The organism is Dietzia sp. SL131, assembly GCF_026672565.1.
In the GTDB taxonomy this organism is placed as follows: Bacteria; Actinomycetota; Actinomycetes; order Mycobacteriales; family Mycobacteriaceae; genus Dietzia; species Dietzia kunjamensis.
Genome location: NZ_JAPPRI010000003.1, coordinates 567665 through 584190 on the forward strand (window position 1 = coordinate 567665; position 16526 = coordinate 584190).

Here is a 16526-nt window from a genome sequence, read left to right on the forward strand (position 1 = left end):
GGCCTCCGGCGCGTTGTCGGAGCCGGATGCCACGATGGGGGCGTGAGTGACATGCGGCGCGGCGCGGGGTCAGGCCCGACAACAGGCCCGACAGCAGGCCCGACAGCAGGCCCGGGTTCCGGTTGGGCTGTCGGACGGGGAGGCGGTGCGACGTCCGCGCTGGAGGGCCTCGACCCGCAGCAGCGGCACGCCGTGCTGGCGCCACGTGGACCCGTCTGCATCCTCGCCGGCGCCGGGACGGGGAAGACCCGCACGATCACCCGACGGATCGCCCACCTGGTGACCACCGGGCACGTCCGCGGCGACCAGGTGCTGGCGGTGACGTTCACCGCCCGCGCCGCCGGGGAGCTGCGCATGCGGTTGGCGGGGCTGGGAGTCGCGGACGCCGGGACGGGACCCGTACAGGCCCGGACCTTCCACTCGGCCGCCCTGCGGAACCTGTCGTACTTCTGGCCACGGGTGTACGGGGAGGAACCCTGGCAGCTGTTGGACGGGCAGTTCCGCGCGGTCGCCCAGGCGGTGCGCCGGGTCGGCCTGGACCCCGCCACGGAGACCATCCGCGACGTGCTGACCGAGATCGGCTGGGCCAAGTCCAGCCTGCTCACCCCGGACACGTACGCGGAGCAGGCCGTCGCACTGGGTCGCGACCTGCCGGTGCCGGCCCCCGAGGTCGCGCGCGCGTTCCGGGCATACGAGGACCTCAAGGTCTCCGGACCGGTCCGGATGCTCGATTTCGACGATCTCCTGAGCCACATGGCCGAACTCGTGGAAGAGGTCCCGGCGATCGCCGAGGAGTTCCGGGACCGCTACCGCTGCTTCGTCGTCGACGAGTTCCAGGACGTCACGCCGGCCCAACAACGGCTGCTCACCGCGTGGCTGGGCAGGAGGGACGACCTGACGGTGGTCGGTGACGTCAACCAGACCATCTATTCGTTCGCCGGCGCAGAACCGGACTTCCTGCTCGGCTTCGCGGACCGCTACCCGGGTGCCACCGTCGTGCGCCTGGAGTCCGACTACCGCTCCACGCCTCAGGTCGTGGACCTGGCCAACGCGGTGATCAGCGCCGGCAGCGGCCGGTTCCGCAGCGCCGGGCTCACCCTGCGGGGAATGCGGCCGCCGGGCCCCGAGCCGGTCCTCGCCGAGTACCCCGACGAGGACGCCGAGGCGGAGGCGGTGGCGGGGGCCGTCGCCGATCTCGTCCACGGCGGGATGGACCCCTCGGAGATCGCGGTGCTGTACCGCATCAACGCCCAGTCCGAGCGGGTCGAGGCGGCCCTGGACGAGGCCGGGATCGGATACCGGCTCAAAGGGGGAGAGGGCTTCTTCGAGAGGCCGGTGGTCCGTCGGGCCATGTCGGCGATCGACCGACTGATCGACGGCTCGGACGAGGCGCGGGCGCAGGCGTACTCCCAGCTGTCGGACCCCACGGAGATCGTCGCAGTCCTCAGGCAGGCGCTCGAGCCCCTCGGTCTCACCGCCGCCGAGCCGTCCGGTGCCCAGGCCAGGGAGACCTGGAACGCACTGAACTCGCTGGTGGGTCTCGCGGAGGAGATCGCCACGGCCGAGGCTCGCGAGGGCCTGCTACCGGTGGTCGCGGGGCTTCGAGAACGGGCGGCGGCACGTCACGCCCCGGACGAGCGGGGTGTGACGCTGGCGTCGTTCCACGCCGCCAAGGGGCTCGAATGGGACGCGGTGTTCCTCATCGGAGTCCACGAGGGGAGTCTGCCGATCAGCCACGCGATCAACGCCGGACCGGACGCGATCGAGGAGGAGCGGCGCCTGCTCTACGTGGGCGTCACCCGCGCCCGCGAGCACCTGACGGTGTCGTGGAGTCGGAGTCGACGCGCCGGTGGCCGGGCCAGCCGACGCCCCAGCCGCTTCCTCGACCCCGTTCGCCCGGCCCAGTCCCCGGTCGGACCGCGCGGGTCCACCGACACCTCGGACAAGGGACGGTGCCGCGGGTGCGGGGAGAAGCTCACCGGGCCCATGCACCGCGCGCTCGGGCTGTGCCCGGAATGCTCGGTGGAGGTCGATACCGGCCTGTTCGAACGACTGAGGGACTGGCGCAAGGAGACCTCGGAACGGATCGGCAAACCCGCCTACACGGTGTTCACCAACGACACGCTCGCCCAGATCGCCCGGGAGCGGCCCGCCGACACCCGCGCACTGGGCCGGATCGGCGGGATCGGGGCGCACAAGCTGAGCGAGTACGGCGACGACGTGCTGAAACTGATCCGCGCCACCTGAACCCGCCCCGCGCGGGAGGCTCCCCGAGCCCGGGGCTGGTCAGCCCTCGTCGGGGAAGATCTCCGGCATCCAGCGCTGCACGATCTCCCGGTACGGGGCGGACGCCTCGAGTTGGCACAGCATGCCCACCGACGCGGACAGCACCCGGTGGATCAGGACGTACTCGCGCGGAAGGGTGAACGAGCGGGAGGTCCGGAACTCCCGCCCCGACACGTCACCGTAGACGGACATGATGCTCTGCATCCACGCGCGGCTGAAGTGGAAAACAGGCTCGCGCATCGGCTCGATGAACGGGTTCAGGAACGCCATCGCGTCGGCGGGGTCGAGGCCGTTCCGGCCGACGTATCCGGCCCGGGTCATCAACCGCACCAGTTCATCGGAATCACCGGCCAGGGCGAGCCGCATCATGGAGGTGAGAACCTCCGGCACGCCCTCGGGCAGGGGGATCGACGCGCCGAAGTCCAGGACCACCAGTCGACCGTCATCGGCGAGCAGGAAATTTCCGGGGTGGGGATCGCCGTGCATCATCCGGGCACGGGTGGGTGAACTGAACTGGAACTCGGTGAGGAGCTCGCCGGCCCGGTTGCGCTCTGCGGGGGTGCCGTCGCTGGAGATCCGGCTCAGGGCCCGCCCGTCCACCCACTCGGTGACCAGCACCTTGGGCGACGAGGCCAGCACGGAGGGCACCCGGACGAGGCGATCGTCGCGATAGGCGGCCGAGAACACCCGCTGGGTGTCGGCCTCCGCGCGGTAGTCGAGTTCGCTCACGGTGCTGTCGTAGAGCTCGTCGATGATGCCCCTGATGTCGGTGCCAGGGTTGAGCGGCCGGAACAGGGGAGCCAGTCGCCGGAGTTGCCGCAGGTCCGAGCGGAGGGCCTCATCGGCGCCGGGATACTGGATCTTGACGGCCACCTCCCGACCGTCGGACCAGACGGCGCGGTGGACCTGCCCGATGGAGGCGGCCGCGGCGGCGTCACCGTCGAACTCGGCGAAGCGTTCACGCCAGCGCAGCCCGAGTTGGGTGTCGAGGACTCTCTCCACCTTGGCGGCGGGCATGGGGGGTGCCTCGGCCTGGAGCTTGGTGAGGGCCTCCCGGAACGGCTCGGCGTACTTGTCGGGCATCCCGGCCTCGAACACGCTGAGGGCCTGGCCGACCTTCATGGCGCCGCCCTTGAGTTCCCCGAGAACGGCGAAGACCTGCTCGGCGGCCTGATCGGCCAGTTCCTCGCTCAGATCCCCGTCCCCCCGCCCGAGGGCGCGTCGACCGAGTGAACCGGCGGCGCGACCGGCGATGCCCAGTGGGAGTCCCGCGAGGCGTGCTGCGCGGCGGGACGAGGTGCGGGGTAGGTCGGACACGCCTTCAATCATGACAGAGGACGGACATGCGGGGCGGCGCCACAGTCGCAGCCTGCGTCGGCCTGCCATTCGAGCCGGCGCCACAGTCCCTCGGACGGATTGATCTCCACGGTGGCACCGATGGTCTGGAGCCTGGTGCGGGGTTCGCGGCTGGCGGCGACCTCCGCCAGCACCAGGGCTGCGGCGGCGGTGAGGGCGGGAACGGCCGCGTCAGGGCTGTGTCCGATGAGTTGCGCGGCGACGAACGGCCACCGCGGGTCCCGGCGGGCGCGGTACAGGTCGGTGCAGCGCAGACACGGGGTGACACCCGGCACCACGGTCGGGCCCACCACCACACGGCCGTCCCGGCAGTACACGTGCATGTGCGCCTGCCCGGACCGGGCGAGTGCGGTGGTGACCACCGGATCCACCGAGACGGTGCCGGTGAGGATGACCAGGTCGGGGGCCCTGCCCCGGCGGAACCAGGGCGGCCGCTCGGCGTCGAGCGTCAAGCCCGGGCTGGGGCCGGTGGTCACACGACAGCCGTTGACCGACAGCGGCCCCCGAAGCACCTCCGAGATCTGGCCGACCCCCAGGATGTGGACCCGACGCACCGGCGCGGGCCTAGGAGTGGGGCCCGTCGTGTGCGCGTCTGCGTCCGTGTCTGCTCCCGGTTCCGTCGGGTCGAGTCGTAGATGACCGAGGTCGGCCAGGTGGACGAGGATCCGGGCCACGGTGGACATCCCCGACGCGTCGATCCCCGCGCGGGCGGCCACGTCGTCGAGATGGGCCCCGCCGTCGAGGCCGCGGAGTAGTGCAGTGAGGCGGCGGGCGCCCACAACGGCGGGGGCGTCGACCACCACCGCGCGGTCAGGTGCCAGTCCCACCTGGACGGTGTGGTCATCCCGCGCGACGACCACGGTGCCGGGACGCAGGGTGGCCCGGACCCGGGAGACCGGGGCCTCGGCCTGAGCGGCGATGACGGGGGCGGCGGTGCGCGGGGAGACGGGCGCCACCGCCGCGGTTCCGGTGCCGGCCTCGGTGGCGGCGCGTGGCGGGTCGTCGGCAGGAGCGGTCACTGGGGTCACGGGGCACATCGTGGCACGCGGCGGTCCTGCCCGGGCCCTGCTCGGGCGTCGTTGTCCACAGGCGCCGGTCTCGTCGGTGCCTGTGGATAACCGCGCCGTGTGGGGTGGTCTACCGTGGTCCGCGTGTCGCCAGCCCCACGCCCCGCCGCCGTGTCCGCGAGCCCACCGTCACCCGGCCCGGGCCCGGCACCGGCGCTGCCCACCGAGCCTGATGATCCTCGGATCGAGGTGCGCCGCTCCACACGCCGCAGGAGGACGGTGTCAGCGCGGGTGGAGGGCGAGACCGTGGTGGTCCTCATGCCGGCGGGGCTGCCACGCGCGGAGGAACGACGCCTCATCACCGACATGCTCGGCCGGCTCGCCCGGTCCGGTCGCCGCAAGGGTCACCGGGCGTCCGATGCGGACCTGATGAGGCGCGCCACGGAACTGTCGACGACGTGGCTGGAGGGTCGGGCGCGGCCGGCATCGGTGCGCTGGGTGCCGGCGATGACCACCCGCTGGGCGTCCTGCTCACCGGATTCCGGGGAGATCCGGATCAGCGAGACGTTGCGGGACGTGCCTGCCTACGTGCTGGACTACGTCGTGGTGCACGAGCTGGCCCACCTCGTCGTCCCCGGGGGTCACCCGCCCGAGTTCTGGGAGGCGGTGCGCGGGTATCCGCGCACCGAGCGGGCGATGGGGTATCTGGAGGCCTACTCGCGGGTGCTCCGGTCGGGGGCCGGGTCGGACGCCCCCGGTGGCGCGGGAGAACCGGGGGTCGGGGGCGAGGGCGTGGGCGACCTGGTCGAGGGCGACGACGACGAGACCGGCCAGTACTAGGTCGGCCCGCCCGTCACGACGCCCGCCGATCAGGCCCCGTCGTGCGGCCCCTCTGAGCCTGAACCCTCGGAGCCTGACCCCTCCGGAGTCTGAACCCTCGGAGCCTGACCCCTCGGAGCCTGACCCCTCGGAGCCGGAACCTTAGGAGCCGGAGCCGTCAGAGCCGGAACCCGGGCCATTCGGGCCTGAGGCCTCGGGTCCGCCGTCGCCTGTCCCGCCGGCCTCTCCGGTCCCGCCACCCGATTCGCGGAGAAAGCGCTCGATCTCGTCGACGCCGCTGGAGTCCCCGGTCGACTCGTCGAGGAGCCGGTCGATGACGGCGGCGGGGTTCTCGAGGTCCTCGCCGACGGGCAGCAGGTCGGGGTGGCTCCACAGCCCGTCGCGGCGTTCGGTGCCCACGGCCTCCCCGACCCGGCGCCACAACTCGGAGGCCTCACGCGCCTTGCGCGGACGCAGTTCGAGTCCGACGAGCGAGGCGAAGGCCTGTTCGGCGGCGCCGCCGGTCGCCCGGCGTCGCAGCCACATCTCGCGGAGCTTGTCGGCGCTGGGCAGCCGGTCGCCGACCGCCGCGGCGACGACGGCGTCGACCCAGCCCTCGACCAGCGCGAGCAGCGTCTCGAGCCGGCCGAGCGCGGCCTCGTTGACGTTGGTCACCTTGGGGCCGATCGCCCCGGCCCCGCCGGAGAGCAACTCCTGGAGCTTGGTGGGGTCCTGCAGGATGGACGGGTCGAGCCCGGAGGCGAGGTCGTCGAGCCCGGAGGTGTCCACGCGGATGCCGCGCGCGTACTCCTCCACGGTCGCCAGGAACCGGGCGCGCAGCCAGGGGGCGCCGGCGAACAGTCGCAGGTGTGCGGCCTCGCGTGCCGCGAGGAAGACCACGACCTCCTGCCGGGGCAGTTCCAGCTCGTCGGCGAACTCGTCGATCGCGGCCGGGCTGAGCGCGGCCACCCCGTCGTCGCCGAACGGGATCCCGACCTCGGAGGAGAAGAGCACGGCCGGCGCGAGCTTGCCCAGCCCCTGCCCGAGCTGCATGCCGAAGCCCATGCCGCCCATCTGGTCGAGCATGCCGAGCAGCGGGCCGGCGAGCTGGCGGGCCTCCTCGGGCATGGCGCCCTTGGTGGCCGAGTTCATCTGTTCGGCGACGGGCGTGCAGATCTTCTCCCAGGTGGGCAGGGAGTGCTCGACCCACTGCTGGGGCGTCCACACCTCGGTGCGGTGCACTCCGGAGGGGAACTGGGTGGTCTCGTCGAGCCACAGTTCCGCCAGGCGGACCGATTCCTGCGCGGCGGTGCGCGAGGCGTCGGTGATCACGGGCGTGCGACCGAGGGACTGGAGGGCGACCGTCCGCGCCAGTTGGTAGTTGACGGGCCCCGAGCTCCCCGGGCCGGACATGGCCGACCCCATGGAGCCGAGCATCTGTCCGAACTGGGAGAGCATCTGGCCGAAGTTGCCGAACTGCGAGGGGTCGAAGCCGCCGGGACCGCCGGGACCGCCCTGGCCGCGGTCGCGGTCGTCGTCGCGCCCGTCGTCGTCGGAAGCGGAGAAACCGAAGGGCTGGTTCATGCCACAACGGTACAGCGTGCAGGGGTGGGGGGTCCGGCCGCGACGCGGCCGGCAGCGGGTGCGGTCTACCCTTGCCCCGTGAGTCGTCGCCTGTTCACCGTTCTCGCCGCGCTGGTACCGGCGGTGCTGCTGCTCGTCCTGGCGACGTCGGCCACCGTCCCCCTGGTGTCGATGGGGCCCGGACCCACCTACGACACCTTCGGCACGGCCGAGGTGGAGACGGAGGACGGTGACACGGAGCGGGTTCCGGTGGTCGACGTAGCGGGCAGGGAGGCGGACGAGACCGCCGGCTCCCTGTTCATGACGACGGTGGCGGTCCGCGACCGGCTGACGCTGCTCGACGCGATGCGGTTCTGGGTGGATCCGGCGCAGGTGGTGGTACCGCGCGACCAGGTGTTCCCTCCGGACCGTTCACGCGACGAGGTGCGCGAGTCCAACGCCGCGGAGATGGTCGGTTCGGAGAACTCCGCCGAGGCCGCCGCCTACCGGTTCCTGGGGATCCCCATGCAGCCGCGCGTCGAGGGGGTGGAGCCGGACGGTGCCGCCGCCGGGCGCCTGCGCCCGGGCGACGTGTTGACCTCCATCGACGGGGAATCCGTCGACGACGCCACGGCCGTGGTGGAGCGGGTCGGTGAGCGCCGCGCGGGTGACGAGGTCCGCATCGGGTTCACCCGTGACGGGCGTGAGGAGACGACGACGGCGACGTTGCAGTCCGCCGGACCGGACGGCGATCCCGAACAGGGCCGACTGGGCATCCTGGTCGGCGACACCCCGGCGGACGGCACCGACGTCGACATCACGGTGGACCCCGCGGTGGGCGGCCCCTCGGCGGGCCTGGTGCTGGCCGTCGCGATCGTCGACAAGCTGTCGCCGGGTGAGGCGACCGGGGGGACGCGGGTGGCGGGGTCGGGCACCATCCGTCCCGACGGGACGGTGGGGCCCATCGGCGGTATCCGGCACAAGATCCGGGCGGCCCACGACGCGGGGGTGAGCGAGTTCCTGGTCCCCGCGGCCAACTGTGCGGAGGCTGTGCAGGGCCCGCCGGAGGGCGTCCGGCTGATCGAGGTGGAGACGCTGGAGGGCGCGCTGGAGGCGCTGGAGACGGCGGCCTCCGGGGGCCAGCCACCGACCTGCGGCTGAGGCACGGCTTTTCCGTAAGGTGGGGGTCACGAGCATGTCCGCCCCAGCAGTGCAGGAGCTTTCCAGGTGTCCGTCCGCCCACCCGGCAATTCCCCCGGTCGGCCGATCGCGATCTCTCGTCGCGGTCGGGCCGTCGCCGTCGCCGTCGTCGTCCTCATCCTCCTCATCCAGGTCCTGCCCAGACTGAACACCGCGTACACGGACTGGCTGTGGTTCGGCAGTGTCGATGCCACCAGCGTGTTCCGGACCGAGTTGCTGGCGCGGCTCGGTCTTTTCGTGGCGGTCGCCCTCCTGGTCGGCCTGGCGGTGGGCGCCGGCATTCTGCTGGCCTACCGGTATCGCCCGGTGTTCCTGGCGCAGGCGGGCATGCCGGACGCGCTGTCCCGCTACCGGGCGGCCATGGGGGCCTCGCCCGGCAGGACCGTGCTCTGGATCCCGGTCGTCCTGGCGATCCTGGCCGGGTCGGTCGCGCAGACCGGGTGGCAGACCGTGCTGGCGTTCTTCAACTCGACGCCGTTCGGTGAGACCGACCCCCAGTTCGGTCTGGACATCTCCTTCTACGCCTTCGAGCTCCCGATGTGGCGCGCGATCGTCACCTGGCTCATGGTGGCCGTCGTGCTGGCCCTCCTGGCCAACCTGTTCACCCACTACCTCTTCGGCGGACTGCGACCCGGCGCCCGCGAGGGCGCCCTCACCCGCGCCGCCCGGATCCAGCTGGTGACCCTCGCCGGGCTGTTCGTGCTGGCCAAGGCCGCCGCGTACTGGCTGGATCGCTACGAGCTGTTGTTCAGCGAGAACAGCACGTTCACCGGCGCCAGCTACACCGACGTCAACGCCCTGATGCCGGCGAAGATCTTCATGTTCTCGGTGGCGCTGGTGTGCGCGGCCGCGTTCTTCTCCGCCATCGTGATCAGGGATCTGCGGATCCCCGCGCTGGCCACCGTCCTGTTGCTGTTCTCCGCGCTCGTGGTGGGGTCGGCGTGGCCGCTGGCCGTCGAGCAGTTCTCGGTGAAGCCCAACCGTGCCGAGAAGGAACGGGAGTACATCGCGCGGAACATCGACGCGACACGCGCCGCGTACGACATCGGTGAGGAGCGGGTCACCTACATCGACAACTGGGGGGCGGCCGATCCGAACCCCCGCGAGGCGGCCTCGGATCTCACGACACTGTCCAACGTCCGCGTGCTCGACCCGAGCGTCCTGGCGCCGACGTTCACCCAGCTACACCAGTTGCGCAACTTCTACGGTTTCCCCGAGACGCTGGGCATCGACCGCTACACGATCGACGGCGAGATGCGGGACTTCCTCGTGGCCGCGCGTGAGCTCAACCCCGAGTCCCTGCAGGCCAACCAGCGGGACTGGATCAACCGCCACACGGTGTACACGCACGGCAACGGGTTCGTGGCCGCACCGGCCAACCGGGTCAACGAGATCGCCGACGACGCCGGCTCGGACCGCGGCGGCCTGCCGAATTTCCAGGTCTCCGACCTCGAGGCGATCTCCAGTGGTCAGGAGATGATGATCCCGGTGACCCAGCCGCGGACCTACTTCGGTCCGCTCATCGCGCAGGCGGACCCCGACTACGCCATCGTGGGGGACAACGGCGACGGGCCCCGTGAGTACGACACCGACACCGAGCAGTACACCTACACCGGCGAGGGCGGTGTCCCCGTCGGTGGCTGGGTCAACCGGATCGCCTACTCGCTCAAGTTCGCCGAGCGCAACATCCTGTTGTCCAGCATTCTCGGGGACGACTCGAAGATCATCTACGACCGCGACCCGCGGGACCGGGTGCAGAAGGTGGCCCCGTGGCTGACCACGGACACCAACACCTATCCGGCGGTGATCGACGGCCGTATCAAGTGGATCGTCGACGGGTACACGACGCTCAAGACCTACCCGTACGCCGAGCTCAGCTCGCTGGAGGCCATGACCTCGGACTCGCTCAACGACGCGAACGGCCGGGTCCTGCCGGACGAGGAGGTCTCCTACATCCGCAACTCGGTCAAGGCGACCGTCGACGCGTACGACGGCACCGTCGACCTGTACGCGTTCGACGAGTCGGACCCCGTGCTGCAGACGTGGATGAAGGCACTGCCGGACATCGTCCAGCCACGCGAGGCGATCTCCGAGGAGTTGGAGGAGCACCTGCGCTACCCGGAGGACCTGTTCAAGGTGCAGCGTGAGCTGCTGGCCAAGTACCAGGTCGACGACCCGGGTCAGTTCTTCACCAATGACGCCTTCTGGTCGGTGCCGTCCGATCCCACGGTGACCTCGTCGATCCAGAACCCGCAGGGTCCGCCCGTGGGCGGGCCCGCCGGTGGTCCGGCCGGCAGCCCCGCCGGTGGTCCCGCCGGCGCCCAGACCGTCGACCGTGACGGGCCGGCCCAGCCGCCGTACTACGTGGTGGCCTCCGATCCGACCGACCCGGAGTCCGACGAGCCGTCGTTCCAGCTCATCTCGGCGTTCCGCGGCTATGAGCGTGAGTTCCTCGCCGCGCACATGACGGCGAGCTCGGACCCCGAGACCTATGGGCAGATCACGGTGCGGGTCCAGAGGCCGACAGAGCCGCTGTCGCAGGGGCCCAACCAGGCGCAGGACATCATGATCGCCTCGCCGGCGATCGCCGAGGACCGGCGACTGTGGGGTGAGACCGCCGAGATCACTGAGGGCAACCTCCTGGCGCTGCCGTTGGCGGACGACTCGGTGCTCTACGTGGAGCCGATCTACACCCAGCGCAAGGACCAGGACTCCGCCTTCCCGAGGCTTCTGCGCGTGATGGTCTCGTACGACCGGGCGGTGGGTTACGCGCCCACGCTGTACGAGGCGCTGCGACAGGTCGGGATCGAGGCAGACCCGGACGTCGTGCGGATCGACGAGAGCGGGGAGGCGGAGGCCGAGGCAGAGGAAGGCGCCGCGCGGCCCGCCGAGGGCGCCGCCCCGCGACCGTCGTCGCCGGCCACTGGGGGAGGCGCTGACGACTCCGAGCGGGCGGCCGCCGTGCGCGAGCTCAACTCGGCGCTGAACGCGGTCCGCTCGGCCCAGAGCGGGGGAGACCTCTCCGATCTGGGGCAGGCGCTCGAGGACCTGCAGGCCGCCGTCGACGCTTATCAGGGCCTGGGGAACTGACGTGACCTGGGGCGATGGGTGCGGGGGTGTGAGTTACGTCATCTTCTAGTCGTCGAGCGTCCACCGATTTGCAATGTCCGGTGAATGGCACGTAGTGTCATAGACGCAAACGACGCGGGGTGGAGCAGCTCGGTAGCTCGCTGGGCTCATAACCCAGAGGTCGCAGGTTCAAATCCTGTCCCCGCTACCACGCACCAGGCCCGGTTCCCGAAAGGGAGCCGGGCCTGAGTTTATTTCTGGAGTTGTCTCGCTCGAGTATGCCGACGCCGTGGTCGGGAGTGCGGACGTCGTAGATGCCTCCGGAGCGATCGTCGCGCCTGTCCGTGTGTTCCGGCCCACACAGTGGTTCGGTCCTCGTATGGTGGACAGGTGTCTGTTCGCATGTCCGATGCGGCCACGACGACGCCCCGTGACGGCAGGAGAGCCACATGACCACCTCACTCGACCGCGATGCCCTGTTGATCGGCACCCAGTGGCGTTCCCCCGCCACCGATGACGTGATCGAGGTGATCAGCCCGCACACCGAGGAGGTCGTCGCCCGGGTACCCGAGGGATCGGTGGCGGACATGGATGCCGCGGTGGCTGCCGCGCGCGAGGCCTTCGACCACGGCCCGTGGCCCCGCATGAGCCCCGACGAGCGGATCGAGGTCGTCGCCAGGCTGTCCGCCCTGTACGCGGCGCGGCTCGACGACATGGCGACCGTCATCTCCACGGAGATGGGCTCCCCGATCTCGTTCAGCAAGCTCGCCCAGGCGCCCGCCCCGTGGATGCAGATCGAAGCCTTCCTCGCCATCGCGCGTGAATTCCCGTGGGAGGAGACCCGCCCCGGCGTCCTCGGCGGGGAGGTGCTGGTGCGACACGAGCCCGTGGGCGTGGTCGCGGCGATCCCGCCGTGGAACGTCCCCCAGTTCACGGTCCTGTCGAAGCTGATCCCGGCGCTGCTGACGGGGTGCACGATCGTGATCAAGCCGGCGCCGGAGACGCCGCTGGACACCTACCTGCTGGGCGAACTGCTCATCGAGGCGGGCGTGCCCGAGGGCGTCGTGAGCATCGTCGCCGGCGGCCGCGAGGTGGGCGAGCACCTGGTGCGGCACCCCGCGATCGACAAGGTGGCGTTCACCGGATCCACCGCGGCGGGCCGGAGAATCGGCGCGATCTGCGGCGAGCAGCTCAAGCGCTGCTCCCTCGAGCTGGGCGGCAAGTCCGCGGCGATCGTGCTCGACGACGCGGACCTGACGACCGTGGTCGAGGGGCTCAAGTTCGTGGGCGTGATGAACTCCGGCCAGGCGTGCGTGGCACAGACCAGGGTGCTGGTGAGTCGCGACCGCCACGACGAGGTGGCACAGGCGCTGGCCGACGGCATCGGGTCGATGGTGGTGGGGGACCCGCTCGACCCGGCCACGGAGATCGGGCCGATGGTCGCCCGTCGCCAGCAGGAGCGGGTGAACTCCTACATCGAGATCGGGCAGCAGGAGGGTGCGACGCTGCTCGCCGGGGGCTCCGACCGCCCCGACGGCCTGGACACCGGCTGGTACGTACGACCCACGGTCTTCGGTGGCGTCGACAACTCGATGCGCATCGCGCAGGAGGAGATCTTCGGTCCCGTCATCTCCGTGATCGCCTACGACGACGTCGACGACGCCGTCCGCATCGCCAACGACTCCGAGTACGGACTGGCGGGCACCGTGTGGACCGCCGACCGGGAGGCGGGGCTGGGCGTCGCGCGACGGGTCCGGACCGGCACCTACGGCGTGAACACCTACACGATGGATTTCTCCGCCCCGTTCGGCGGCTTCAAGGCCTCCGGGGTGGGTCGCGAGTTCGGCCCCGAGGGGTTGGCCCAGTACACCGAGCTCAAGTCCGTCTACCTGGAGCAGAGCTGACCATGGCGCGAGACGAGAGGACGACGGGCCTGTCAGTGTGCGATGCGGACCGGGTCCGCACCCTGACACTGGCGCGCACCGATGCCCTCAACGCCTTCAACGAGGCGCTGTACGACGCGGTCACCGAGGCGTTGCACGCCGCCGCGGCGGACCCCACGGTCGCGGTGGTCCTGCTCACCGGTGAGGGCCGGGCGTTCAGCGCGGGCACCGACCTGCTGGAGATGGGTGAGCGGATCACCAACCCCGATTTCGTCCCCGGCGAGCACGGATTCCTGGGTCTCGTGGACGCGCTCACCGGGTTCGACAAGCCGCTCGTCCTGGCGATCAACGGGCTCGGACTGGGTATCGGCATGTCGATCATCGGGTTCGCCGACCTGGTGTTCATGGCCGACGACGCCCGGCTCAAGTGCCCGTTCACCCGCCTGGGAGTGGCGCCCGAGGCGGCGTCGAGCTACCTGCTGCCCAGGCTGGTGGGTCGGCAGAACGCCGCGTGGGCCCTGCTGTCCTCGGAGTGGATCACGGCCCGCGAGGCCCACGAGATGGGACTGGTCTGGCGGCTGTGCGCCCCCGCTGAACTCCAGCAGGTCGCCGGCGAGCACGCCGCTCGGTTGGCGCGGCTCCCGATCTCGAGTCTGCGGGCGGTCAAGCGGACGATGACCGAACCGCTGGCGCGCCAGATCGCAGACGCCCGCGAACGGGAGAACCGGGCCTTCGCCGACCTCATGGGTGGACCGGCGAACGCGGAGGCGCTGGCGGCATTCGCCGAAGGGCGCACGCCGGACTTCGCCTCGTTGCCAGACGGGTGCTGACCCCGGCGTCTGCGACGATCCCGCGCCCGCCCGTCCTCGCCGGAGCCGCATGGCCCACCATGGTGGCGTGACGCCCGATCAGGAGAGCCCCACCCGTCCGGTCGACGTGGTGGTGATCGGCGCCGGCCAGGCCGGACTGTCGGCCGGCTACCACCTCAGGCGGCGGGGGTTCGCGCCGGTCGGCCGTGCCGAGGCGGGGGAGCGCAACTTCGTCATGCTCGACGCCGAGGACGCCCCCGGCGGGGCCTGGCGGCACCGCTGGGAATCCCTCACCATGAGCACGGTCAACGGCATCTTCGAACTGCCGGGCCGACCCGTCCCCGATGTCGACCGCACCGCCCCGAGTCGGGACGTCCTGCCGCCCTACTTCGCCGACTACGAGAACCGATTCGGGCTCGACGTCCGGCGGCCGGTCCGCGTGCGCTCGGTCCGCAGACCCACGCCCGGGCGGGACGGGCCGGAGTCCGACCACCTCGTCGTCGTCACCGATCCAGGCGGTGACACCCGCCCTGAGGCCTGGGCGGCGCGCTACGTCATCAACGCCACCGGCACCTGGACCCGACCGTTCTGGCCGTACTACCCCGGCCAGGAGACGTTCCGCGGCCGACAGCTCCACGTCCACGACTACGTCGACGCCGAGGAGTTCGCCGGACAGCGCGTCGTGATCGTCGGCGCCGGCATCTCCGCCACCCAGCTGCTCGAGGAGATCTCGCGCGTCGCCGACACCCTCTGGGTAACCAGGCGGGAGATCGAGTGGGAGACGGACCCCGCCCCGGAGAACTTCTCCGCCGCGATCGACCGGGTCGCCGATCGCACCGCGCAGGGACTTCCCCCGCAGAGCATCATCCGCGTCACCGGCATGTACCGCGCCCCGTGGATCGAGCGCGCCGACGAGCGCGGCGTCCTGGTCCGCCACCCCATGTTCACCCGCATCGAACCCGACGGGGTGCGGATGCCCGACGGGCGACTCGAACGCGCGGACGTCATCCTCTGGGCGACCGGGTTCCGACCCGCGGTCGCCCACCTCGCGCCCCTGGGCCTGCGCACCCCCGAGGGGGGCATCCGGGTGGCGGAGGGCCGGGCCCTCGACGAGCCGAGTCTGTTCCTCATCGGCTACGGCCCGTCCCAGTCGACCGTGGGGGCCAACCGGGCGGGCCGTGACGCCGTCCGGGCGATCGTCGCCGAGCTTTAGTTGTCGCCGACGAACTCTAGAGGGTCCGCGAGATGAGCTCCTTCATGATCTCGTTGGTGCCACCGTAGATCTTCTGCACGCGGGCCGAGGCGTACATGCGGGCGATCGGATACTCCGTCATGAAGCCGTAGCCACCGAAAACCTGCAGGCAACGGTCGATGATCTCGCACTGCTTGTCGGTGCAGAAGTACTTGGCCATCGACGCTGTCGACGGGTCCAGTTCACCCTTGAGATGCAGGCCGATGCAGTGATCCAGCAGGGTGCGCGAGGCGAGCGCCTCGGTCTTGCACTCGGCCAGCTCGAAACGCAGGTTCTGGAACTTGAGGATTGGCTTGCCGAACGCCTCGCGCTCCTTGGCGTAATCCGTCGCCAGCGTCACGGCGGTCTCGGCCGCCGCGACCGCCGTCACCGCGATGATGAGGCGCTCCTGCGGGAGCTGCTGCATGAGCTGGATGAACCCCTGGCCCACGCCCTCCTCGCCGCCCAGGATGTTCCCGGCGGGCACCCGCATGTCGTCGAAGAACAACTCCATCGTGTCCTGGTACTTCAGGCCGATCTTGTCGAGCTTGCGGCCCCGGTCGAAGCCGGGCAGGTCGGTGGTCTCCGCGACCAGCAGGGACAGGCCCTGCGCGCCCTCGCCACCCGTGCGGGTGACGATGACGAGCAGGTCGCAGTGCATACCGTTGGAGATGAAGGTCTTGGCACCGTTGACCACGAAGTCGTCACCGTCGCGCACCGCCGAGGTGCGCAGCGCCTGCAGGTCGGACCCGGCGCCCGGCTCGGTCATCGCGATGGCGCCGACCATCTCGCCGGTCGCGAGCTTCGGCAACCACCGCTGCTTCTGCTCCTCGGTGCCGTACTGGACGATGTAGTGGGCCACGATCGTGCTGTGCACCGAATTGCCCCAGCCGTCGTCGAGGGCGCGGGTCTGCTCCTCGGCGATCACGGCCTCGTGGGCGAACGTGCCGCCGCCCCCGCCGTACTCCTCCGGGATGGAGATGCACAGCAGGCCCGCGTCGCCGGCCTTGTTCCAGAACTCACGGTCGACGGCGCCCTGCTCGGCCCAGCGCTCGAGGTGCGGCACGGTCTCCTTCTCCAGGAACGCACGCGTGTGGGCGCGCAGTGCATCCAGATCGTCGGTCATCCACGGGGATCGGAAGGGGGCGGTCTCTAGCACGGGGGACTCCAGCGATGGGACGGGGCCGGTTGACGGCCATGACGATCCCCACCATACAACTGCATTGTCTGACATGCATGTGTATGGTCGACCTTCCGGCGGCGCCCTCGGGCGTCGCACGTCGCGGCGAGACGAGGTGGGGCG

11 protein-coding genes and 1 tRNA gene are annotated in these 16526 nt (G+C 71.0%); 8 read left to right on the forward strand and 4 right to left on the reverse strand.

Features of this window, described 5'->3' with window-relative positions; genetic code table 11:
* Positions 1–159: 159 nt before the first annotated feature.
* A complete protein-coding gene (locus OVA21_RS03345) occupies positions 160–2247 on the forward strand; it encodes an ATP-dependent DNA helicase UvrD2 (RefSeq protein ID WP_268093107.1) in 2088 nt (695 codons plus the stop codon).
* 39 nt (positions 2248–2286) lie between these two features.
* Here the strand turns inward: OVA21_RS03345 and OVA21_RS03350 are convergent, their stop codons facing one another.
* Both OVA21_RS03350 and OVA21_RS03355 read right to left on the reverse strand, forming a co-directional pair.
* Positions 2287–3603 (reverse strand): ABC1 kinase family protein, encoded by a 1317-nt coding sequence (locus OVA21_RS03350; protein ID WP_268091762.1) that lies wholly within the window; start codon positions 3601–3603, stop codon positions 2287–2289.
* Between the two features lie 8 nt (positions 3604–3611).
* Positions 3612–4670 (reverse strand): hypothetical protein, encoded by a 1059-nt coding sequence (locus OVA21_RS03355; protein ID WP_268091763.1) that lies wholly within the window; start codon positions 4668–4670, stop codon positions 3612–3614.
* Between the two features lie 258 nt (positions 4671–4928).
* Between OVA21_RS03355 and OVA21_RS03360 the strand changes: the two genes are divergently transcribed.
* Entirely contained in the window at positions 4929–5489 is a 561-nt protein-coding gene (locus OVA21_RS03360) for a M48 metallopeptidase family protein (RefSeq protein WP_268091764.1), read from the forward strand.
* A 141-nt stretch (positions 5490–5630) separates the two neighbouring features.
* Here OVA21_RS03360 and OVA21_RS03365 read toward each other — a convergent pair whose 3' ends face one another.
* Entirely contained in the window at positions 5631–7052 is a 1422-nt protein-coding gene (locus tag OVA21_RS03365; RefSeq protein ID WP_163376664.1) for a zinc-dependent metalloprotease, read from the reverse strand.
* A gap of 78 nt (positions 7053–7130) precedes the next feature.
* On the opposite strand from OVA21_RS03365, the gene OVA21_RS03370 reads away from it, so the two are divergent.
* The 6 genes from OVA21_RS03370 to OVA21_RS03395 all read left to right on the forward strand — a co-directional run bounded on the left by OVA21_RS03370 (position 7131) and on the right by OVA21_RS03395 (position 15205).
* Positions 7131–8192: a YlbL family protein gene (locus OVA21_RS03370; protein WP_082923688.1), complete on the forward strand. Its 1062-nt coding sequence runs from the start codon at positions 7131–7133 to the stop codon at positions 8190–8192.
* A gap of 66 nt (positions 8193–8258) precedes the next feature.
* Positions 8259–11321 (forward strand): UPF0182 family protein, encoded by a 3063-nt coding sequence (locus OVA21_RS03375; protein ID WP_268091765.1) that lies wholly within the window; start codon positions 8259–8261, stop codon positions 11319–11321.
* A gap of 113 nt (positions 11322–11434) precedes the next feature.
* Positions 11435–11511 (forward strand) — tRNA-Met (locus tag OVA21_RS03380).
* 238 nt (positions 11512–11749) lie between these two features.
* Complete coding sequence (locus OVA21_RS03385; RefSeq protein ID WP_268091766.1) at positions 11750–13204, forward strand: aldehyde dehydrogenase; 1455 nt, start codon at positions 11750–11752, stop codon at positions 13202–13204.
* Between the two features lie 2 nt (positions 13205–13206).
* A complete protein-coding gene (locus OVA21_RS03390) occupies positions 13207–14013 on the forward strand; it encodes an enoyl-CoA hydratase/isomerase family protein (RefSeq protein ID WP_268091767.1) in 807 nt (268 codons plus the stop codon).
* Between the two features lie 49 nt (positions 14014–14062).
* Positions 14063–15205 (forward strand): FAD-dependent oxidoreductase, encoded by a 1143-nt coding sequence (locus tag OVA21_RS03395; RefSeq protein WP_268091768.1) that lies wholly within the window; start codon positions 14063–14065, stop codon positions 15203–15205.
* Between the two features lie 16 nt (positions 15206–15221).
* On the opposite strand, the gene OVA21_RS03400 is transcribed toward OVA21_RS03395, so the two are convergent.
* Positions 15222–16349, reverse strand: coding sequence for an acyl-CoA dehydrogenase family protein (locus OVA21_RS03400; RefSeq protein ID WP_069388464.1), 1128 nt, complete (start codon positions 16347–16349; stop codon positions 15222–15224).
* Positions 16350–16526: the final 177 nt, after the last annotated feature.

What these genes read in the sequence shown, in the direction of transcription:
- OVA21_RS03385 (WP_268091766.1), top strand. Translation starts at nt 11,750, where the DNA reads ATGACCACCTCACTCGACCGCGATGCCCTGTTGATCGGCACCCAGTGG.
- OVA21_RS03390 (WP_268091767.1), top strand. Translation starts at nt 13,207, where the DNA reads ATGGCGCGAGACGAGAGGACGACGGGCCTGTCAGTGTGCGATGCGGAC.
- OVA21_RS03400 (WP_069388464.1), bottom strand. Translation starts at nt 16,349, where the DNA reads ATGACCGACGATCTGGATGCACTGCGCGCCCACACGCGTGCGTTCCTG.
- OVA21_RS03365 (WP_163376664.1), bottom strand. Translation starts at nt 7,052, where the DNA reads ATGAACCAGCCCTTCGGTTTCTCCGCTTCCGACGACGACGGGCGCGAC.
- OVA21_RS03395 (WP_268091768.1), top strand. Translation starts at nt 14,063, where the DNA reads ATGGCCCACCATGGTGGCGTGACGCCCGATCAGGAGAGCCCCACCCGT.